Genomic DNA, 20,633 nt, shown 5'->3' on the forward strand with positions numbered 1-20,633 from the left:
TCGTTTCCTTCGCCGCTCAATGCAGCCGGATCGTCGTGTTCACCGGGCCGGCCGTCGTGTCGTCGTCGAACCAGCGCGCGGTGACCGTCTTCGTCTGCGTGTAGAACTGCACGACCTGCTTGCCGTACGGGCCGAGATCGCCGAGCTTCGAGCCGCGCGAACCGGTGAAGCTGAAGAACGGCACGGGCACCGGGATCGGGATGTTGATGCCGACCTGGCCGACGTCGATCTCGCTCTGGAACTTGCGTGCGGCCGCGCCGCTCTGCGTGAAGATGCCCACGCCGTTGCCCATCGGGTTCGCGTTGACCAGCGCGATCGCGTCGTCGAGCGTGTCGACCTCCATCACGACCAGCACCGGCCCGAAGATTTCATGCGTGTAGATCGACATGTCGGTTTTCACGCCGGAGAAGATCGTCGGGCCGATGAAGTTGCCGTCCTCGAAGCCCGCGACCTTCACGTCGCGGCCGTCGAGTTCGAGCGTCGCGCCTTCCTTGATACCCATGTCGATCAGCGACAGAATCCGCGCCTTCGCGCCGCGCGATACGACCGGCCCGACGTCGGTGCCCGCTTCCGAGCCCGCGTTGACCTTCAGCGTCCTCGCCTTCGCGACGAGATCGGGCAGCCATTCGCGCGCGCTGCCGACGAGCACCGCGACGGACGTCGCCATGCAGCGCTGGCCGGCCGCGCCGAAGCCCGCGCCGACCAGCGCGTTGATCGCCTGCTCGCGGTTCGCGTCGGGCAGCACGATCGCGTGGTTCTTCGCGCCCATCATCGACTGCACGCGCTTGCCGTGCTGGCTGCCGAGGTTGTACACGTGGGTGCCGACGGCCGTCGATCCGACGAACGAGATCGCCTTCACGAGCGGATGCGTGCAGATCGCGTCGACGACTTCCTTGCCGCCGTGCACGACGTTCAGCACACCCTTCGGTACGCCGGCCTCGAGCGCGAGCTCGACGAGTTCCATCGTCGACATCGGGTCCTGCTCGGACGGCTTCAGCACGAACGTGTTGCCGCACACGATCGCCATCGGGAACATCCACAGCGGAATCATCGCGGGGAAATTGAACGGCGTGATGCCGGCGCACACGCCGATGGGCTGGCGCAGCGTGTAGGTGTCGACGCCGCCCGCGACGTTCTCCGCGAATTCGCCGAGCTGCAGCGTGCCGATCGAACACGCGTGCTCGACCACCTCGAGGCCGCGGAAGATGTCGCCTTCGGCATCGGGAAGCGTCTTGCCCTGCTCGGCCGTCAGCGTCTTCGCGATGCGCTGCTGGTTCGCGCGCACCCGATCCTGGAACTTCAGCATGATGCGCATGCGTGCGGAAATCGGCGTGTTCTTCCACGTCGCATACGCGGCGTGCGCGGCCCGCACGGCCGCGTCGACTTCCGCGACGGTCGCGAACGGCACGCGCGCGAGTACCTGCTGCGTCGCCGGGTTGACGACGTCGCGCCACTCGTGGGTGGCGGACTCGACGAAAGCGCCGTCGATCAGCAGCTTGACCGTCGGCACGTCTTGCCCCGTACGGGGCGTCGGATTCGCGTTCATCAGTGCACTCTCCTTGCAGTGAGCCGCGTGGCGTCAGGCGACACGCGGCCGGTTCGGTTCAGTCAGGCTGCGGGCGGCGCGCCGTGAAATGCGACGCGCTCGGCCCGTTTCCGGTCATTTCAGTTCGTTGGCGAAATCTTCTTCCCAGTATTCGCCGGGCATGCGCGCGGTTGCATCGTCGCCGCGCTCGATCTCGCGGCGGCGCAGCTCGACGCGGCGGATCTTCCCCGAGATCGTCTTCGGCAGCTCCGCGAATTGCAGCCGGCGGATGCGCTTGTACGGCGCGAGCTTCTCGCGCGAGAAACGGAAAATCTCCAGCGCGAGCGCGGGGCTTTCTTCATAGCCCTGGCGCAGCGTGATGAACGTCTTCGGCACCGACAGCCGCACCGGGTCCGGGCTCGGCACGACGGCCGCCTCGGCGATCGCCGGGTGCTCGATCAGCACGCTTTCGAGTTCGAACGGGCTCAGCCGGTAGTCGGACGACTTGAACACGTCGTCCGCGCGGCCGATGTACACGTAATAGCCGTCGTCGCGACGCATCGCGATGTCCGACGTGCGGTAGTGGCCGTCGCGCATCGCGTGGGCCGTCGCGTCGGGATTGTTCGCATAGCCAGTCATCAGCCCGACCGGGCGCGTGACGCCGTCGCCGATCGGCAGCGCGACTTCGCCTTCGGTCACCGGCGCGCCGTCCGGGTCGAGCAGCGCGATCCGGTAGCCGGGCAGCGGCCGGCCCATCGAGCCCGCGACCACCGGCTGGCCCGGCGAATTGCCGATCAGGCAGGTCGTCTCGGTCTGGCCGTAGCCGTCGCGAATCGAGATGTTCCATGCCTTCTTCACGCGCTCGATGATCTCGGGATTCAGCGGCTCGCCCGCACCGACGATCTCGCGCAGCTTCACGTCGAACGACGCGAGCGGCTGCTGCACCAGCATGCGCCACACGGTCGGCGGCGCGCATAGCGTCGTCACCCGGTATTTGACGAGCGCATCGAGCACGACCTTCGGCTCGAAGCGCGCATAGTTGAACGCGAACACGCACGCCTGCGCATTCCACGGCGCGAAGAAGCAGCTCCACGCGTGCTTCGCCCAGCCCGGCGAGCTGATGTTCCAGTGGATGTCGCCCGGCTGCAGGCCGACCCAGTACATCGTCGACAGATGGCCGACCGGATAGGTGCGGTGCGTATGCTCGACGAGCTTCGGCTTCGACGTCGTGCCCGACGTGAAGTACAGCAGCATCGGATCGTTCGCGTGCGTGACGGCGTCCGGCTCGAACGCAGCGCTCGCCGCATAGCCGTCGTTCATCGCGAGCCAGCCTTCGCGCGGCGCGCCGGCGACGATCTTCTGCTTCAGGCCGAGGCCGGCCTGCTCGAACTTCGCGGTTTCGTTTTCGTCGACGATCGCGTAGGTCGCGCCGCCGATCTGCACGCGATCGCGCACGTCGTCGGGCGACAGTTGCGTGGTGGCGGGCAGCACGATCGCGCCGAGCTTCATCGCGGCCAGCATCGCGTCCCACAGCTCGACCCGGTTCGGCAGCATCAGCAGAATGCGATCGCCGCGCACGACGCCGATCGAACGCAGCCAGTTCGCGATCCGCGACGAACGCTCGGACATTTGCGCGAACGAGTACGGATCGCCGGTGCCGGTCGCCGCGTCGACGATCCACAGCGCGGGCTGGTCGTTGCCGCGCGCCATCGGGTCGAAGTAGTCGAGCGCCCAGTTGAACGCATCGAGCACCGGCCATGCGAAATCGCGGTACGCGGTGTCGTAGTCGGTGCGATGGCGCAGCAGGAAGTCGCGTGCGTCCAGGAATGCCTGTACCGTCATGTGTCGTCTCCGTCCAGTCTCCATGCCCAGCGGTCAACCGGCACAGGTGCCGCGGCACCTGAACCGTTCCGTGTTGCACGGCGCACGGTCACGTCGTTGCGTGCCGCGTTCGCCGCGCTGCCCTCGTGCCTGCGTCGTGCGCCTGCTCGTTCGATTGCGTGATGCCGGATCGGAGCGCCGCGGCTCAAAGCTGCCGCGCGATCACCATCCGCTGCACTTCGCTGGTGCCTTCGTAAATCTGCGTGATACGTGCGTCGCGATAGTGACGCTCGACTTCGTAATCGACCAGGTAGCCGTAGCCGCCATGAATCTGGATCGCATCCGAGCAGACGCGCTCGGCCATCTCGGACGCGAACAGCTTCGCCTGCGACGCTTCCGACAGGCACGGCAGCCCGGCCGTGCGCAGTTTCGCCGCGTGATGCACGAGCAGGCGCGCGGCGTTGATCTGCACGGCCATGTCGGCGAGCTTCTGCTGGATCGCCTGGTGCTCGGCGATCGGTTTGCCGAACTGCACGCGCTCGCCCGCATAGCGGCGCGCCTTGTCGAATGCGGCGCGCGCGATGCCGAGCGCCTGCGCGGCGATGCCGATGCGCCCGCCTTCGAGGTTCGACAGCGCGATCTTCAGCCCTTCGCCGCGATTGCCGAGCAGGTTTTCTTCCGGAATCGCGCAGTTTTCGAACGTGATCGGGCACGTGTCCGACGCGCGGATGCCCATCTTCTTCTCGGGCTTGCCGACGATGAAGCCCGGCGTGTCGGTCGGCACCAGGAATGCGGAAATGCCGCGCTTGCCGGCTTCCGGGTCCGTCATGGCAAAAACGATCGCGACACCCGCGCGCTGGCCGTTGGTCACGAACTGCTTCGCGCCGTTCAGCACCCATTGGCCGTCGCGCAATTCGGCGCGCGTGCGCAGGTTGTTCGCCTCGGAACCGGCATGCGGCTCGGTGAGGCAGAATGCGCCGATCACGCGGCCGGCCGCCATGTCGGCCAGCCAGCGATCCTTCTGCGCGGGCGTGCCGAAGCCGAGGATCGGCCCGCAGCCGACCGAGTTGTGCACGCTCATCATCGTCGCGCACGCGGCGTCGCCGGCCGCGACTTCCTCCATCGCGAGCGCGTAGGCGACGTAGTCCGTATACGAGCCGCCCAGTTCCTGCGGCACGATCATCCCGAGCAGGCCGAGCTCGCCGAGCTGCGCGACGATCGCGTCGGGCAGGTGCGCGTCGTGGTCCCACTGCGCGGCGTTCGGCGCAAGCATCTCGGTGGCGAAAGCGCGCGCGGCGTCGCGGATCATCCGCTGGTCTTCGGTGTAAAGCTCGTCCATGGTGCTGCTGTCTCCCGCGGCCGCCGGGCGCGACCGTCCTTGCGTTTCGATGCAACAAGTGTAGGCAAGCGCGCGCGACTGTTCGATGCTCGCGTCGCTCATTTACACTGAGCGTTTTTGCCACACCGGCGACACCGATGAAGCAGGAAGACAAGGGAACCGTCGCGATCAGCCTCGTCGCGTACAGCGTCGCGCTCGCCACGCGACGCGGCGTCGCGGCCGAGCCGCTGCTCGCGCAGGCCGGCATCGCGCCGGCGCTGCTCGCGCAGCCACGCGCCCGCGTGTCCGCGCAGCAATACGGCGCACTGTGGAACGCGATCGCACGCACGCTCGACGACGAGTTTTTCGGGCAGGATCGCCACCCGATGCGCAGCGGCAGCTTCATCGCGATGAGCCAGGCCGCGCTGTCCGCGCGCGACGGGCTGCACGCGATGGCGCGCGCGGTGAACTTCATGCACTGCGTGCTCGACGACCTGCATGCGGAACTCGACGCGAACCCGCAGCGCGTGCGGCTGCGCTTCGTGCACCGCAACAACGGCGCGACGCCGGCGATGTTCACGTATGCGACCTATTTCATCATCGTGTACGGACTCACCTGCTGGCTGATCGGGCGGCGCATTCCGCTGCTGCACGCGAGCTTCCGCTGCGACACGCCGCCCGCCGACCACGAATACCCGTCGATGTTCTGCGACGACATGCGGTTCAACGAGCCCGATTCGTATGTCGATTTCGATCCCGAATTCGCGACGCTGCCGGTCGTGCAGAACGCGAAGACGCTGAAAACGTTTCTGCGCAACGCGCCGGCCAGCTTCATCGTCAAGTACCGCAACCCGAACGCGCTCGCGCAGCGCGTGCGCGCGGTGCTGCGCGGGATGCCGCCGGCCGCGTGGCCCGGCGCGGGCGGGATGGCCGCGCGGCTGCACGTGGCCGAGGCCACGCTGCGCCGCAAGCTGCACCAGGAAGGCCACGCGTACCAGTCGATCAAGGACACGCTGCGGCGCGATCTCGCGTTCGAGGCGCTGGCCGACCCGGCCCGCACGATTGCCGACGTCGCGGCCGCGACCGGGTTCGCGGAGCCGAGCGCGTTCTACCGCGCGTTCCGTAAATGGAGCGGGCGCAGCCCGGCCGACTATCGCGACGAAGTGCTCGCGCGCGGCGGCGGCGCAAGCTGACGCCGGCCGGTGCGGCCGCACCTTCGCGCTTTCGGCCGAAACCGCCTAATCTTCAAGCATCGGGCCCACGCCCTTTTCGCGAGCCGGACGGCACGCGGCCGTGCGCCGCCCGGACGCCCCGATGCGTTTTCACCGTCATGAGCCGCCGCCGGCGCCTGCCGCGCCGGCCGGCCGCTCCCGTCACCCGCTGTCCGCGCGGGTCGCGCGCGCCGCGCTGTTCGCGGCGCTGCTCGTCGTATGCGCCGCGGTCGCCGCGCCGCCATCGGCCGACGCGCCCGCCGCGCATCCGGTCGTCGTGATTCCCGTCAACGGCGCGATCGGCCCGGCCAGCGCCGATTTCATCGTGCGTTCGCTCGACCGCGCGGCCCGCGAGCGCGCGCCGCTCGCGATCCTCCAGCTCGACACGCCCGGCGGCCTCGATACGTCGATGCGGCAGATCATCAAGGCCATCCTCGGCTCGCCAGTGCCGGTCGCCGCGTTCGTCGCGCCGGGCGGTGCGCGGGCGGCGAGCGCGGGCACCTACATCGTCTATGCGAGCCACTTCGCGGCGATGGCGCCGGGCACCAACCTCGGCGCGGCGTCGCCCGTGCAGATCGGCATCGGCGGCGCCGCGCCGCCGGGTGCGAATCCCGCCGCGCCGCGACCGACCGGTGCATCGGGCGCGTCCGGTGTGTCGGACGCGGCTGCCGTGCTGCCGACCGATACGCAATCGACCGAGATCCGCAAGGCGATCCAGGACGCTTCCGCATACATCCGCGGCCTCGCGCAATTGCGCGGACGCAATGCCGAATGGGCCGAGCGCGCGGTGCGCGAGGCCGTGAGCCTGTCGGCGAACGAAGCGCGCGCGCAGCACGTCGTCGACCTGATCGCGCAGGACCCGGCCGACCTCGCGCGCCAGCTCGAGGGCCGCACGGTGACGACGACCGCCGGCACGCTGCATCTCGCGACCGCGCACGCGCCGCTCGTCGTGCTCGCGCCCGACTGGCGCAGCCGCTTCCTGGCGATCATCGCCGATCCGAACGTCGCGCTGATCCTGCTGACGATCGGCATCTACGGGCTCTTCTTCGAATTCGCGAACCCGGGCTTCGTGCTGCCGGGCGTCGCCGGCACGATCTGCCTGCTGGTCGGCCTGTTCGCGATGCAGTTGCTGCCGGTCAGCTATGCGGGCCTCGGCCTCGTATTGCTCGGGCTCGGCTGCCTCGTCGCCGAGGCGTTCCTGCCGACCTTCGGCGTGCTCGGGTTCGGTGGAATCGTCGCGTTCACGATCGGCGCGCTGATGCTGATCGATACCGACGTGCCCGGCTACGGGATTCCGTGGCCCGTGATCGCGAGCCTCGCGCTCGGCGGCGCGCTGCTCGTCGCGGGCGTGTCGAGCGTCGCGCTGCGCGCGCGGCGCCGCCCGGTCGTGACCGGCGCCGAGGCGATGCTCGGCAGCATCGGCGAAGTGCTCGACGACGGCCTGCAGCCGGACCAGCCGCAGGGCGCGGCCGGCACGCCACCGTCGGCCGCCGGCTGGGCGCGCGTGCACGGCGAGCGCTGGCGCGTGGCGAGCAGCACGCCGCTGGCAGCCGGCTGCCGCGTGCGCGTGACCGGCCGCCACGGGCTGACGCTGACGGTCGCGCCGCTCTACGACGTGCCCGGCCCCGCCCATCCCCAGGGAGAACCTTCATGATCGGTTACACGTTCGGCTTCAGCAGCGTCCTGGTCGTCTTCGTCGTGGTGCTCGTCGCGTCGTCGATCCGCATCTTTCGCGAGTACGAGCGCGGTGTCGTGTTCATGCTCGGCCGGTTCTGGAAGGTGAAGGGGCCGGGGCTCGTGCTGATCATCCCGATCGTCCAGCAGGTCGTGCGGATCGACCTGCGCACCGTCGTGTTCGACGTGCCGGCGCAGGACGTGATCACGCGCGACAACGTGTCGGTGAAGGTCAATGCGGTCGTGTATTTCCGCGTCGTCGATCCCGAAAAGGCCGTGATCCAGGTCGCGCGCTTCTTCGAGGCGACGAGCCAGCTCGCGCAGACGACGCTGCGCGCGGTGCTCGGCAAGCACGAACTCGACGCGCTGCTCGCCGAGCGCGAACAACTGAACGCCGACATCCAGAAGACGCTCGACGCGCAGACCGATGCGTGGGGGATCAAGGTGTCGACGGTGGAGATCAAGCACGTCGACCTGAACGAGACGATGATCCGCGCGATCGCGCGGCAGGCCGAAGCCGAGCGCGAGCGGCGCGCGAAGGTGATTCATGCGGAAGGCGAATTGCAGGCGTCGGAGAAGCTGCTGCAGGCCGCGCAGCGGCTCGCGCTGCAGCCGCAGGCGATGCAGCTGCGCTATCTGCAGACGCTGACGACGATCGCGGCGGACAAGAATTCGACGATCGTGTTTCCGCTGCCGGTCGATCTGCTGGGCGCGTTGCTGGATCGGTTGGGGACGAAGCGCGAGCCTTGAGACGCGCGTGGGCCGGCCCGCACGGCGCCGCGGGCCGATACCGATAAGCGCGGGCGCGTGGGCTGCGCCGCCGCGCCCGCGTCAGGCCAGCAGCTTGCGTTCGGCCTTGCCGTACTTGATCGACTTCTCGTCCGGGATCATCAGCCCCGTGTGCTCGTCGCGGCCCTGCAGCAGGAAGCGCGCGTCCGGGTTGCCGATCTGTTCGGCCGCGAGCTTGCTGTCCGCGCCGATCTCGCCCTTCTTCATCCGGTTGACGATCACGCCGGCCGCGGTGTCCTTGAAATCGCGCAGCATCCACGCGTCGCCGTCGCTGTCGCCGAACACCAGCAGCGGGCCGTAGCCCTTCTTCGACGCGAGCACGTTGCGAATGCCCACCGTCTTGCCCGGCCCCCAGTTGAAATGCCAGCCGGCCGGATAGGTGCTCGTGTACTTGCCGTCCTGCATGTCGAGACGCAGGCCGATCACGTTCTCGGGCGGCACGCCGTAGCCGTAGTTCGGATTGCCGGCGAATACGCGCACGACGTCGTCGAGCGACGCGGTGCTCACGTACACGTCGATGCCGTTCGCACGCAGCGTATGCATCACCGCGCGGATTTCCTCGTGAATGCGGATGCCGTGGAAATGCGTATCGGCCACCACGCCTGCCTTGCCCGGCAGCGCTTTCGGGCTTTCGTAGCGGACCTTGCGCAGCGCGTCGCCGATCCCGTGGTTGTTCGACGCTTCCGCCATCGCCTGCAATTCAGCGGTCGTCATGTTCTTGTAGAAGTAGATGATCCACTTGTAGCCGACTTCGAGCGGGTGCGTGTCGCAGATCGCGTCGTACATGAAGTACAGCTTCGCGCGGAAATCCTTGAACGGATCGGTCTCGCGAATCTCGTCGAGGCTCTTGTCGCCGCCGAGGCCCTTGTAATTCGCATGGAGCCAGCGGTAGTCGGACTCCACGTCGGCGGCGAGGTCCTCCATCGTCACCGGCTTGCCGTCGACGGTCGTGTAGTCCTTCATGAACGCGCCCTTCGGCACGTCCTTCCACATCACGGCGACGAACTCGTCTGGCGTCAGCTTGTACTGCAGATGGTTGATCTGGTACATCAGCAGCGCTTCTTCGCAGTCGTTCATGATGCACGTGTTGTCCCAGTCGAACACCGCATACGGGCGGCGCTTCGCGTCGTAGCGCGCGCTCTTGACGCCATGCCGGTCGAGCACCGCCTGCAGGCGCGCGGCGTTGAACGGCGACCAGCGGCCCGGGTCCAGCGCATCCGGCGCGGTGGCGCTCTTCGCGCCGGCGATGCCGGCCTTGAGCATCAGCGGCGTCGCGGCGGTCGCCGCGGCAAGGGTGTTCATGAACCGGCGGCGTTGCATGGTCTCTCTCCGTGGAAATGTCGAATCGGCTCGGTCGCTGCCCCGCGCGACGCGCGGCACACCGGCCTCGCGAAGCCGAAAAGGCTTCGAATCGGGGCGGATGATGTGACGAAATTATTTCGGCAATTTGACAGCGTCGTGCCGCGACGCGACGGGGAGTTGATCCGGCGCGACATGCCGGGCGGGCGCCGGAGCCTCGCGGGGGCTCCCGGCCGGCTCCCCCGCCTAGGACGCGTGAGCACGCACCAACCCTCCGGCCCCGACCGCCGCAAACCTAGAGCTTCCCCTCCATTTCGACCGTTCATTAGGAGAAGCCCTCATCCCCAAGGGCTGGCGTATGAGACCAAACCGGCTATGATTGTTACATCGAACAATGGCACATTAAATGCTGGCTGAATAATCCGCTCGGGATCATCGGCGGAGGCGTTCCGGATCAGCGCCCCAGCCTCGCACTGGACCCGCGTCGCGCCGAGACGCAAACGCGGGCCGACACATGGAGACGCATCATGACCGCCCACCATCCGCTGCCGGAAGTCCACCTCGACGAACTGCCGCAATTCCGCGCGGTTCAGCAGCTTGCCTACCGCTGCGTCGAGACCGTCGGCGCGATGCTCTATCCGGGCATCACCGAAAAGGAAGCCGCGCGCCTGCTGACCGAATGGCTGCAGGATCACGGCGTGCACGACTGGCTGCACAAGCCGTTCGCATGGTTCGGCGACCGCACCGCGTTCGACGGCTTCTCCGGCCTCAAGCACATGGGCGGCTTCAATCTCGCGTTCTTCCCGAGCAACCGCCAGCTCGAAACCGACATGCCGGTAATCCTCGACGTCGCGCCGGTGCTCGACGGCATCGTCGCCGACATCGGCTACGCGCACTGTCTCGGCCGCAACCCGATCCTCGAGCAGTTGCAGGACGACCTGATGGACCATCGCGACCTGATCGTGCGGCTCGTGAAGGCGCGCCGGTCGATGGCGGAAGTCGCGCAGGAAGTCGACGCGCTGTGCCGCCGCCAGGGCGTCGAGCCGCGTCACAAGGCGTATCCGTTCAAGGTGCTCGCGCATCGCGTCGCGAAGATCCACAAGCTGTCGAAGCCGCGCTTCGTCGCGCGCTTCGGGCTGAATGCGACGCGCAACCTGCTGCTCGACCAGGGCCGCGCGGCGAAACGGCAGGGCTGGTCGCCGCTGTGGTCGATCGACCGCCGCTCCGAGCATGCGCCGGTGCCGGGCCTGTGGGCCGTCGAGCCGCATCTCGGCTTCGCCGGCGTCGGCGCGAAATTCGAGGAACTGCTCGTGATCACCGACGACGACGCGTACTGGCTCGACGACGACCTGCCGCACGTGCGCCGCTGGCAGCGCCGCCAGGCTGAACGCACGCAGGCCGCGGCGAACGTTCCGGCCGCCGCCTGACGCGCCCGCACCTCTCCCTCGACTCCCTGAACGACGGACTCACGATGCAGCCTCTTTCCGACGAAGCGCCGCTGGCCCTGTTCGAATCGGTTCACGGCGAAACGGCGGTCGCCTCCGGCGACCTGACGCTCGCGGTCCGGACCTGGGGCGACCCGGCCCGCTCGCCGGTCGTGCTCGTGCACGGCTATCCCGACGACAGCAGCGTCTGGCAGCACGTCGCGCCGCTGCTCGCGCGCCGACACTACGTGATCGCGTACGACGTGCGCGGCGCGGGCCTGTCCGGCGTGCCGACACGCACGGCCGACTACCATCTCGCGAAGCTGACCGACGATTTCGTCGCGGTGATCGATGCGCTCTGCCCCGGCCGGGCCGTGCACCTGGTCGCACACGACTGGGGGTCGATCCAGGGCTGGGAATTCGTCACCGATCCGCGCCTGGCCGGCCGTATCGCGTCGTATACGTCGTGCTCGGGGCCGTGCCTCGACCACGTCGGCTTCTGGCTGCGCGAACGCGTGCTGCACCCGACGCCCGCATCGCTCGCCAGGCTCGGCGGCCAGCTCGTGCGCTCGTGGTACGTGTATCTGTTCCACCTGCCGTTTCTTCCCGAACTCGGCTGGCGGCTGTGGCTGGGCCGCGCGTGGCCGGGCCTGCTGCGCCGGCTCGAGAAAACGCCTGTCGCGCCGCGCCCGACCCAGGCCGACGACGGCGCGCGCGGCGTGCGCCTGTATCGCGCGAACTTCATCCGCTGCCTGTTCGCGCCGCGCGAACGCTATGCGCACGCACCGGTGCAGACGATCGTGCCGCTCGGCGACAAATACGTGAGCCCCGCGCTGTCCGAAAACCTGTCGCGCTGGGTGCCGCAGTACTACCGCCGCGAAGTCGCGGCCGGCCACTGGCTGCCGCTCGCCGATCCCGCGCGCTTCGCGGATCTCGCCGGGCAATTGATCGACGCGGTCGAATCCGGCAACGAACCGCCCGCGCTCGCGAACGCGCGCCGCCGCGCCACCAGCGGGCGCTTCGGCGGCAAGGTCGCGGTCGTCACCGGCGCGGGCAGCGGGATCGGCCGCTGCGCGGCGCTGGCCTTCGCCCGCGAAGGCGCGACGGTCGTCGCATGCGACATCGATTTCGCGAGCGCCGAACGCACCGCGCTGCTCATCGGGCTGACCGGCGCGCACGCGCATGCGAAGCGCGTCGACGTCGGGTCCGCCGACGAAATGGAAACGCTCGCGGCATGGGTCGGCAGCGAACTCGGCGGCGCGGACGTCGTGATCAACAACGCGGGCATCGGCATGGCCGGCGGCATCCTCGACACGAGCACGCGGCACTGGGAGCGCATCCTGCACGTGAATCTGTGGGGCGTGATCCACGGCTCGCGGTTGTTCGCGCAGCAGATGGCCGCGCGCGGCACCGGCGGGCACATCGTCAATACCGCATCGGCCGCCGCGTTCGGGCCGTCGCGCGACCTGCCCGCGTATGCGACGACGAAGGCCGCGGTGCTGATGCTCAGCGAATGCATGCGCGCGGAGCTCGCGGACAAAGGCATCGGCGTGACGGCCGTGTGCCCCGGTTTCGCGGAGACGGGAATCATGGCGTCGACGCACTACGCGGGCGCCGACGCGCAGGACGAAGCGCGGCTGCGCAAGCGCGCGACCAGGCTGTACCAGATGCGCGGCCTGAAACCCGAAACCGTCGCGCAGGCGATCGTCGACGGCGTGCTGCGCAACCGCCCCGTCGTCGCGGTCGGCGGCGAAGCGCACGCGCTGCGCTTCGTCGGCCGCTTCATGCCGTGGCTGGGCCGGATGATCGCGCGCATCAGCATGGCATCGCATTGACGGCGCACGACGCCGCACAAGGACAGGGGGACAACATGACCGATACCGCCGACTATCACAAGATCAGGGCCCGGCACGTGAAGTTCGACTTCAGCGACACGCCGGTCACCTGGGTGCCGAACGATCCGGGCAGCACGCACATCATCAACACGCTGAACCTGCTGTTCCCGGAAGGCGAGCTGTGGTTCTGCCGCGTGTACAACAAGGCGCTGCCGCTGATCGCCGATGCACGCCTGCGCGACGAAGCCGAAGGCTTCCTGCGGCAGGAAGCCGTGCATTCGCGCTCGCACGGCGGCGTACTGAAGCACTACTACGACCGCCACGGCATCGACACGAAGCCGTTCACGCAGAAGCTCAACCGGCTGTTCACGCGCGTGCTCGGCGAAGCCCCGCTCGGGCTGAAGATCGGCCATACGCGCTTCTGGCTGCGGCAACAACTCGCGGTGATCGCGTCGCTCGAGCATTTCTTCGGCTATCTCGGCAACTGGGTGCTGAACGCGCACGGGCTCGACGAAGGCCGTGCGGACCCGACGATGGTCGACCTGCTGCGCTGGCACGGCGCCGAGGAAGTCGAGCACCGCACCGTCGCGTTCGACATCTACCGGCACCTGGGCGGCACCTATCCGGAGCGCTGCGTGCACATGGCGTTCGTGATCCTGCTGCTGCTCTACTACATCACGACCGGCGCGAAGTTCATGTACCGGCGCGACCCGGACGCCGGCCGCTACCCGGGCTTCGTGCTCGCGTGGTGGCAGGGTTCGCGGCGCGGGCACCTGCCGTCGTTCTGGAAGGTGATCGGCGCGGCGCTGCGCTATTTCAAGCCGGGCTATACGCCGCACCGCGAAGGCTCGACCGAGCAGGCGCTCGCGTACCTCGCGCGCTCGCCGGCCGCGCAGGCGGCCGCGCACGGCGGCAACTGGGGCACGACGAAAGGCGCATAAGCGGGCTTCCGGCCGGTTCGGGGGCGGCGCCCGCCGAAATGCGTACAATCGCGGCTTCAATTTCCCGGAGGTGCCGCGATGGCCATGAAGAAAACCGATCTCGAAAAGAACAAGGCGCTCAAGCTGACGCATGCGATGAAACAGTCGAGCTCCGCGCGTTTCGGCAAGGGCGCCGACGAAGCGGCCAAGCTGGACCGTCGCGCGCAGCGCAAGCTCGACCAGGAACAGGGCCTCGTGCCGTTCGCGTGCAAGCTCAACGCCGAGCTGGTCGAACAACTGAAGGCCCGCGCGGCCACGCACCCGGCAGGGATGACGGGCCTGCTGTCCGAGCTGCTCGTGAACGGCCTCGCGCAACGCGACGCGTAACCCGCGCCCGCATCGAAAACTGTCGTTGACGCCGCCGCTGCGCGGCGACGCGCTCGCTCGCGTGCCGGTGTTCGCGCTCATCGCCATCGCGCTCCATCGCCGGGCACATGCACGAATCGGCGCGTCATCGGTGGCGCTGGTGCGTGAGCGCGCCGATCAGTACCGCCGCCCCTCACACAAGGCCTCGCCGGAAACGGTCGAGGCCTTTTTTTCGAGCTTGCGCGCCAGCGGGAACAAGGGACCGAAAGCACTCGCGTATTGAGATTCTTTTCAGGAAGTTGGTCGCATCGATGCCGCGTGGACACAATACGAATCCCGAACGCCTTGTGTCACCCCAAAAGGCGTTCCCACCCATCGAAACCGGAGATTATCTGATGAACGCATCCCGAGTGATACTTGCTCTCGCCGCAGCATTCGCCGTCAGCGGCAACGCCGTGGCCTGCGACGATCCTGACCACGACGCGCCCGCTGCCCAGCAACAGACCAGCGACCAGGCGAGCACGGAGGAAGCAGCCAGCCGCTGAGCGCCGCGCGCGTTGCCCGAGCAAGCCGGCACGATGCCCGGTCGCCCGGGCATCGCCGACTCGTTCACGGCATGCACTGAACCGGGCTCGCACTCGTTTGTCATCTGGTGTGCGGACCTTCCACATTATTCGCATACCGTATCAATATGACCAAACGAACACTGCTCCAGTTGACCGTGCTTGCGAGCCTGCTCGCGAGCCTCCCCTCCATCCTGAACGCGGCGCCCGCACCGGCAAGTCACGGCGCGCCTGCGGCGTCTTCCGGCGCGATCGCGCTGCCCTCCGGCACCCGCATTGCGGAGCGCGACACCGGCCGGGTTCTCGCGTCGATGGCGCGCGACCACGCGATCAAGACGGTTCGCGGCAACGGCAAGCGCACGCTCTATGTCTTCTCCGATCCGGATTGTTCCCATTGCAAAAGACTGGAGCGCACGCTTGAACGGATCGACAACGTCACCATTCACACCTTCCTCTATCCGCTCGAGGGACTCCATCCGCAGGCCGCCGCGCATGCGCGTGGCGTCTGGTGCGCGAATGACCGGAATGCGGCGTGGAAAGCGTGGATGATCGACAACGCGCAACCTGCCGCCGGCACGTGTGCCGCACCGCTCGCGCAGATCCGCTCGCTCGGCCTTGCGTTGGGCCTGCGCGGCACGCCGACGCTGTTCAACGCGAACGGCCGCATGATGTCCGGTGCGGTTTCCGCACCCGCCATCGAAACGTTGCTGAACGACTGAACCTGCTCGAAGAAATGCGCGCATCAGGTGCTGGCGGCGAGACGCGGGCCGGTGCTCCGAGGAGTGGAATCGAGGTCGGGGCGTTGCGCCGCCCGCGAGATCGCCCACGGGTCGATGCCTTGCTTTTGCACCTCCTCGGGAAATGACACCCGTGTGCGCCAGTAATCCGCCTGTAATTTCGCATCGATGACGGGCCTGCTGTCCGAGCTGCTCGTGAACGGCCTTGCACAACGCGACGCGTAACCGCCACGTATCTCGAAATTGCCGTTGACAGCGCCGCGCTGCCACGACACACTCGTTCCCATGCCTATGCTCAAGCCCAACGCCATCGCGCATAAAACACGAGTGAACGCCCATGCGTGGCGATCACCGGGGGCGCTTGTGCGTTAGCATCGAGATTCGGTTGCGCATGTCACGAGGCCTCGCCGGAAACGGATGAGGCCTTTTGTTTTGGTGCGCGTCATCCCGCCCGGCTCAACGGATGGAGATGACGATGGACCAAGCAAGCCGGCTGGTTGTTTGTCGCGATCGGTGCCGCACCGACGCAATCGCATTGCCGAGCGTCGAGCTGCATTTCACGGTCGCGCCGCGCAGGACGCTGGCGTGGCGTGCCCGGCACGACGCCGAGATCCGTGTGCACGATGCGACGCTGTGGATCACGCGGCTGGGCAGCGTCGACGATTACTGGATTCGAACCGGCGACGTGCTGCGCGTGCAGCGCGGCGATCGCATCTGGATCAGCACCGACGACGAGCGGCCCGCCGCAGCCTCGATCACGACCGTGTACGTGATGAAGCGCGACGCGTGGCTTGCGCGCGCGCTCGCGCAGTTGCGCACCATGCTGGGCGAACGATGTCGATGATGTCCCGAGCGACGCATCGTGCATCGCTGCGCGCTCGATCCGCGCGCGCAGCGACCTCGTGAAACGCAGCACGCGCGCGGCAACGTATCGCCCGCGCCTCTCCCGAAAATAGTCGTTGACAACACTGCGGCCCGACAACAAAATCGATCGCATGCCTACGTTCAAGCTCATCGCCGTCGCGATTCATTGCTCGATGAACATTCGAAAGAATGATTCACGGGAGGCGCTTGTGCGTTAGCAATCGAGCAGTACCGCATGTCACACAAGGCCTCGCCGGAAACGGATGAGGCCTTTTTGTTCTGGTGCGCGTCATCCGTCCGGCTCACTGAATGGAGAAGACGATGGACCAGGCAAGCCAGCTGTTTGATCGTCCCGATCGGCGCCGCACCGGCACGATCGCACTACCGACTGTCGTGATCCGTTTCGCGATCGCGCCGCGCACGACGATGACCTGGCGCGCGCCGCAGGATGCGGAGCTCCGCGCGCATGGCGCGGCGCTGTGGGTCACGCGCCCGCCGAGCGTCGACGACGACTGGGTGCGGCCCGGCGACGTGCTGCGCATCGCGCGCGGCGAGCGCATCTGGATCGGCACCGACGCCGACCGATCGGCCGAAGCGACGATCACGACCGCGTACGTGCGCCGCGGCGAGCGCTTCAGGCGCGCGCTCGCGCAAGTGCAACGTTTGCTCGTCGGGATAGGGAGAAGCAGCGGATGAGCGACGTGCCGTCAAGCACGCGAGACGCGGAACGGCCGCGACCGGAAACGGACGCACCCGCGGCGCAGCACGCCGCAGGTGCGCATCGAATGCCGCGGCACACCAGTGCGTGCCGCGAGCGATCGCACGCCGTGCGCAACGACCGGATGCAGTGTGCGCATCAGGTGCTGGCGGCGAGGCGCGGGCCCGTGCTCCGTGGAGTGGAATCGAGGTCGGGACGTTGCGCTGCCTGCGAGGTCACCCACGGATCGATGCCCTGCTTCTGCACCTCTTCGAGGAATGACACTCGTGTACGCCAGTAATCCGCTTGTAATTTCGCATCGATGACGCGCTGTTCGGCTGCGAACAGTTCCATGCGCGCCGTCACGAGCATCGATGCAGCGGTTTTTTCCGGCGTGGGGGCGTGTCGCATCGCCCAACGGCTGATCCAGTTCAACATGCTGACCTCCGTGATTTACGGACGAACCCGCATCGGGCAATCGCAATCTGCCGCGCCTGACCGGCCGTGCCTGCCCAAACGCGCAACGGCCTTGACCGCCATTCACCGCCTGGCCTGCACGGACTGCGACTCCCCCGCGTCGGCAATTACCGGCCGGCGTGTGCATGCGCGGTGTATCTATCCTAGAAAGACTTGCCGGTTTATGCGATGGGGTCTTGCAATCTTTTACACAGAAACCACAGTCGCGCCCGCATCGCGAAATGACAGTTGCGGACGGGACGGCTTCGGCGCAGGATAGCCCGATATCTGCAGCCGCCTGGGCTGATGAATGGCAGCTGCCGGGCATTCGTACCGGCCGCGCGCACGTGCGGGCGCGCGGTTTCAGTCGCAAGCCGTCGCACACTCGCCATGCGCGACGCGGCCGCCGTGCCGTTGCGCACGCATCGGCCGGTTTTCCGCATTCCTCCTGCTTCCGCTTCCTTCGTTTCGCCCGTTTCCGCCATTTCTGCCGGTCCGCGCCGCGCGAACCGGTAAAATGCGCGCCTTCGTCGCGCGGCCGGGCTGCCAGGCCGTTCGCGCGCAGGCAACCGATCGTGCCCTCCAACTATATCGTCCGAGCTATCCGCGCTATTACAATCCGCCGATAGCCGCGCAATAGTGGCTGGTTACATTAAGCCCGCCGCGCGCTGCCTGTAGAACAATTCGGCACAACAATCAACACGATCCGACCGGAGAAACGCCTTCATGGAATCCATCAAGCGGTATTTCGGCTTCGCTGAAGCCGGCACCGACTTCCGCACCGAGATACTCGCGGGCGTCACCACGTTCCTGACGATGGCCTACATCATCTTCGTCAACCCCGCGATCCTCGGCGATGCCGGCATGCCGAAGGAATCCGTGTTCGTCGCGACCTGCCTCGTCGCGGCGCTGGCGTCGATCATCATGGGGCTGTACGCGAACTACCCGATCGCCTGCGCGCCCGGCATGGGCCTGAACGCGTATTTCGCGTACACGGTCGTCAAGGGGATGGGCTTCACGTGGCAGGCCGCGCTCGGCGCGGTGTTCATCTCCGGCTGCCTGTTCCTGCTCGTCACGCTGTTCCGCGTGCGCGAGGCGATCGTCAACGGCATTCCGAAATCGCTGCGGATCTCGATCACCGCCGGTATCGGCCTGTTCCTCGGCATCATCTCGCTGAAGACGTCGGGCGTGATCGTCGGCAACCCGGCCACGCTCGTCACGCTCGGCGACCTGCACAAGCCCACGACGATCCTCGCGATCGTCGGCTTCTTCACGATCGTCACGCTCGACCACCTGCGCGTGCGCGGCGCGATCCTGATCGGCATCATCGGCGTCACGGTGCTGTCGTTCTTCTTCGGCGACAACCAGTTCCACGGCGTGTTCTCCGCGCCGCCGTCGATCGATGCAACGCTGTTCAAGCTCGACATCGGCGCCGCGCTGTCGACCGGCATCATCAACGTGATCCTCGTGTTCTTCCTCGTCGAGCTGTTCGATGCGACGGGTACGCTGATGGGCGTCGCGAACCGCGCGGGCCTGCTCGTCGAGGGCAAGATGAACCGCCTGAACAAGGCGCTGCTCGCCGACAGCACGGCAATCGTCGCGGGCTCGGTGCTCGGCACGTCGTCGACCACCGCGTATATCGAAAGCGCGTCGGGCGTACAGGCCGGCGGCCGCACGGGCGTGACGGCGATCACCGTCGCGGTGCTGTTCCTCGCGTGCCTGTTCATCGCCCCGCTCGCCGGCGTCGTGCCGGCCTACGCAACGGCGCCGGCGCTGCTGTACGTGTCGTGCCTGATGCTGCGCGAGATGGTCGAAGTACCGTGGGACGATGCGACGGAAGCCGTGCCGGCCGCGCTGACCGCGCTGCTGATGCCGTTCACGTACTCGATCGCGAACGGCGTCGCGTTCGGCTTCATCGCATACGGCGGCCTCAAGCTGCTGACGGGCCAGGCGCGCACGGTCAAGCCGATCGTGTGGATCATCGCGGCCGTGTTCCTGTTCCGCTTCTTCTATCTCGGCAGCGAGTAAGCGAAGCGCATCGCAGCGCGGCATGATGAAAAAACGCCACCTCCGGGTGGCGTTTCTGTTTCCTCGCGATTTTTTCTGCGATCCCGAGAATCGCCGCGCCGCGCTGCGTCGTGCGTGCGCCCGGTCGACCGGTGCCGCCCGCATACGAAAATGCCGCCCGGCCCCACCGAACGGCATTGCGTGAAAGGCGGCGTCTTCGCGTGCGCCGCGCCCGGGCGCGCCGCGAGACGGGCGTCGTGCCGTCAGCGCCAGTTCGCCTCGTAGAAACGCACGTAGCCGCTGCGCAGCGTCACGCATTGCGCGCGCGTTTCCGACAGCAGGCGCCGTGCGGCCGCCTCGATACGCTCGCGGTGCTGGTCGAATGCGCCGACCATGTCCTCGAAGCGCGGCGATGCCGCGCCGAAGTGGTCTTCCAGCGCCTCGGCGGTGATCTGGCATTGGACCCGCTCGCCATTGACCAGCGCCGTGAACCCCAGCATCAGGTCACGCCCCGAATACTCCGGCTTCTCGTTCGTGAAATGGATCTGCATGGGAGCCGCCTCGACCGGTAGAAAACGAATGACCGCGTCCGTCGTCCGCTACCGGCCGGACGAAATGTACGCGGGCTCGCCGGCGGAGGCCCCGACCGCGGAGTGTGGCGCGGTCGCTGCATGCCGGTTGAATTCCACTTTAGACGGTTTCGCGCGGGACACAAAAATTTCGGTGTGCGTCGTTCCGACGCGCATTTCGTCTGATCTGCGCGGCATCCGGCACCGTTTCGGAAAACGGCGTCAGTGCGGATCGGTCGGCCAGATGTTGAGCGCGATCGCGGCGGTCGTGACGCCCACCGCAATCGCGGCCGCCCCGTATCTCACCGCATCGGTCAGATCGAACAGCAATCCGTGGATCGCCACGGCAATGCCGCCCAGCATGATGAAGGTGGCGATGGCCGCCAGCACGACTCTCAGTTCCGTCCGAACCATGATGCGTCTCCCGAACGGATGCATGTCGCGTCGCATGCATGTTGCAGTGCGGAACACGGCGCGTGCGTGCTCCATTTCCATCATTGCAGGCGGGCGCTTGAAAGCAAGGGGATTTTATCGGCAGTCGCGCATCGCACGTGGCGC

21 protein-coding genes are annotated in these 20,633 nt (G+C 67.5%); 13 read left to right on the forward strand and 8 right to left on the reverse strand.

The annotated features are described in order from the left end of the window. Positions 1 to 16 precede the first annotated feature (16 nt). From GJG85_RS22040 to GJG85_RS22050, 3 genes are all read right to left on the reverse strand, one after another. Positions 17 to 1,546 (reverse strand): CoA-acylating methylmalonate-semialdehyde dehydrogenase, encoded by a 1,530-nt coding sequence (locus tag GJG85_RS22040; RefSeq protein WP_124631604.1) that lies wholly within the window; start codon positions 1,544 to 1,546, stop codon positions 17 to 19. Positions 1,547 to 1,660: 114 nt separating this feature from the next. Further along, positions 1,661 to 3,367, reverse strand: coding sequence for an AMP-binding protein (locus GJG85_RS22045; RefSeq protein WP_089489594.1), 1,707 nt, complete (start codon positions 3,365 to 3,367; stop codon positions 1,661 to 1,663). Between the two features lie 184 nt (positions 3,368 to 3,551). Next, positions 3,552 to 4,685 (reverse strand): acyl-CoA dehydrogenase family protein, encoded by a 1,134-nt coding sequence (locus GJG85_RS22050; RefSeq protein ID WP_011547202.1) that lies wholly within the window; start codon positions 4,683 to 4,685, stop codon positions 3,552 to 3,554. 137 nt (positions 4,686 to 4,822) lie between these two features. Here GJG85_RS22050 and GJG85_RS22055 point away from each other — a divergent pair, with 137 nt between their 5' ends. The 3 genes from GJG85_RS22055 to GJG85_RS22065 all read left to right on the forward strand — a co-directional run bounded on the left by GJG85_RS22055 (position 4,823) and on the right by GJG85_RS22065 (position 8,299). Next, on the forward strand, positions 4,823 to 5,857 hold the full coding sequence (locus GJG85_RS22055) for an AraC family transcriptional regulator (RefSeq protein ID WP_050012390.1): 1,035 nt from the start codon (positions 4,823 to 4,825) through the stop codon (positions 5,855 to 5,857). 121 nt (positions 5,858 to 5,978) lie between these two features. Further along, positions 5,979 to 7,529, forward strand: coding sequence for a nodulation protein NfeD (locus GJG85_RS22060; protein WP_050012389.1), 1,551 nt, complete (start codon positions 5,979 to 5,981; stop codon positions 7,527 to 7,529). Continuing rightward, positions 7,526 to 8,299 (forward strand): slipin family protein, encoded by a 774-nt coding sequence (locus GJG85_RS22065; RefSeq protein ID WP_050012388.1) that lies wholly within the window; start codon positions 7,526 to 7,528, stop codon positions 8,297 to 8,299. The genes GJG85_RS22060 and GJG85_RS22065 overlap by 4 nt, the downstream gene beginning before the upstream one ends. 81 nt (positions 8,300 to 8,380) lie before the next feature. Here GJG85_RS22065 and GJG85_RS22070 read toward each other — a convergent pair whose 3' ends face one another. Continuing rightward, positions 8,381 to 9,658, reverse strand: a complete 1,278-nt coding sequence (locus GJG85_RS22070; protein WP_050012387.1) for a haloacid dehalogenase-like hydrolase — start codon at positions 9,656 to 9,658, stop codon at positions 8,381 to 8,383. Between the two features lie 506 nt (positions 9,659 to 10,164). Here GJG85_RS22070 and GJG85_RS22075 point away from each other — a divergent pair. The 7 genes from GJG85_RS22075 (at position 10,165) to GJG85_RS22105 (ending at position 15,464) form a co-directional block, all read left to right on the forward strand. Then, entirely contained in the window at positions 10,165 to 11,064 is a 900-nt protein-coding gene (locus GJG85_RS22075; RefSeq protein ID WP_204384410.1) for a M24 family metallopeptidase, read from the forward strand. Positions 11,065 to 11,108: 44 nt separating this feature from the next. Next, positions 11,109 to 12,896, forward strand: coding sequence for an SDR family oxidoreductase (locus GJG85_RS22080; RefSeq protein ID WP_050012385.1), 1,788 nt, complete (start codon positions 11,109 to 11,111; stop codon positions 12,894 to 12,896). 35 nt (positions 12,897 to 12,931) lie between these two features. Further along, the gene (locus GJG85_RS22085) at positions 12,932 to 13,837 is read left to right on the forward strand and encodes a metal-dependent hydrolase (protein ID WP_089489596.1); all 906 of its coding nucleotides are present in this window, start codon (positions 12,932 to 12,934) and stop codon (positions 13,835 to 13,837) included. Between the two features lie 78 nt (positions 13,838 to 13,915). Continuing rightward, positions 13,916 to 14,203 (forward strand): hypothetical protein, encoded by a 288-nt coding sequence (locus GJG85_RS22090; protein WP_050012383.1) that lies wholly within the window; start codon positions 13,916 to 13,918, stop codon positions 14,201 to 14,203. Positions 14,204 to 14,228: 25 nt separating this feature from the next. After that, positions 14,229 to 14,465, forward strand: a complete 237-nt coding sequence (locus GJG85_RS22095; protein WP_050012382.1) for a hypothetical protein — start codon at positions 14,229 to 14,231, stop codon at positions 14,463 to 14,465. Between the two features lie 112 nt (positions 14,466 to 14,577). Then, positions 14,578 to 14,727 (forward strand): hypothetical protein, encoded by a 150-nt coding sequence (locus GJG85_RS22100; RefSeq protein ID WP_160300503.1) that lies wholly within the window; start codon positions 14,578 to 14,580, stop codon positions 14,725 to 14,727. 146 nt (positions 14,728 to 14,873) lie between these two features. Continuing rightward, positions 14,874 to 15,464, forward strand: coding sequence for a DsbC family protein (locus tag GJG85_RS22105; RefSeq protein ID WP_089489597.1), 591 nt, complete (start codon positions 14,874 to 14,876; stop codon positions 15,462 to 15,464). A 23-nt stretch (positions 15,465 to 15,487) separates the two neighbouring features. Here the strand turns inward: GJG85_RS22105 and GJG85_RS35045 are convergent, their stop codons facing one another. Continuing rightward, complete coding sequence (locus tag GJG85_RS35045; RefSeq protein WP_239468996.1) at positions 15,488 to 15,718, reverse strand: hypothetical protein; 231 nt, start codon at positions 15,716 to 15,718, stop codon at positions 15,488 to 15,490. A gap of 239 nt (positions 15,719 to 15,957) precedes the next feature. On the opposite strand from GJG85_RS35045, the gene GJG85_RS22110 reads away from it, so the two are divergent. Next, positions 15,958 to 16,326 (forward strand): DUF2917 domain-containing protein, encoded by a 369-nt coding sequence (locus GJG85_RS22110; RefSeq protein WP_089489783.1) that lies wholly within the window; start codon positions 15,958 to 15,960, stop codon positions 16,324 to 16,326. Between the two features lie 341 nt (positions 16,327 to 16,667). Further along, the gene (locus tag GJG85_RS22115; protein WP_050012379.1) at positions 16,668 to 17,042 is read left to right on the forward strand and encodes a DUF2917 domain-containing protein; all 375 of its coding nucleotides are present in this window, start codon (positions 16,668 to 16,670) and stop codon (positions 17,040 to 17,042) included. Positions 17,043 to 17,202: 160 nt separating this feature from the next. Here GJG85_RS22115 and GJG85_RS22120 read toward each other — a convergent pair whose 3' ends face one another. Then, a complete protein-coding gene (locus tag GJG85_RS22120; RefSeq protein ID WP_006480752.1) occupies positions 17,203 to 17,481 on the reverse strand; it encodes a hypothetical protein in 279 nt (92 codons plus the stop codon). 744 nt (positions 17,482 to 18,225) lie between these two features. On the opposite strand from GJG85_RS22120, the gene GJG85_RS22125 reads away from it, so the two are divergent. Next, entirely contained in the window at positions 18,226 to 19,527 is a 1,302-nt protein-coding gene (locus tag GJG85_RS22125) for an NCS2 family permease (RefSeq protein ID WP_050012378.1), read from the forward strand. Between the two features lie 242 nt (positions 19,528 to 19,769). Here GJG85_RS22125 and GJG85_RS22130 read toward each other — a convergent pair whose 3' ends face one another. Continuing rightward, positions 19,770 to 20,057, reverse strand: coding sequence for a DUF1488 domain-containing protein (locus tag GJG85_RS22130; protein WP_006486743.1), 288 nt, complete (start codon positions 20,055 to 20,057; stop codon positions 19,770 to 19,772). A gap of 240 nt (positions 20,058 to 20,297) precedes the next feature. Next, on the reverse strand, positions 20,298 to 20,573 hold the full coding sequence (locus GJG85_RS22135) for a DUF2964 family protein (protein WP_235356163.1): 276 nt from the start codon (positions 20,571 to 20,573) through the stop codon (positions 20,298 to 20,300). Positions 20,574 to 20,633: the final 60 nt, after the last annotated feature.

The sequence above is a fragment of the Burkholderia sp. MS389 genome (assembly GCF_016899425.1).
Taxonomy (GTDB): Bacteria; Pseudomonadota; Gammaproteobacteria; order Burkholderiales; family Burkholderiaceae; genus Burkholderia; species Burkholderia sola.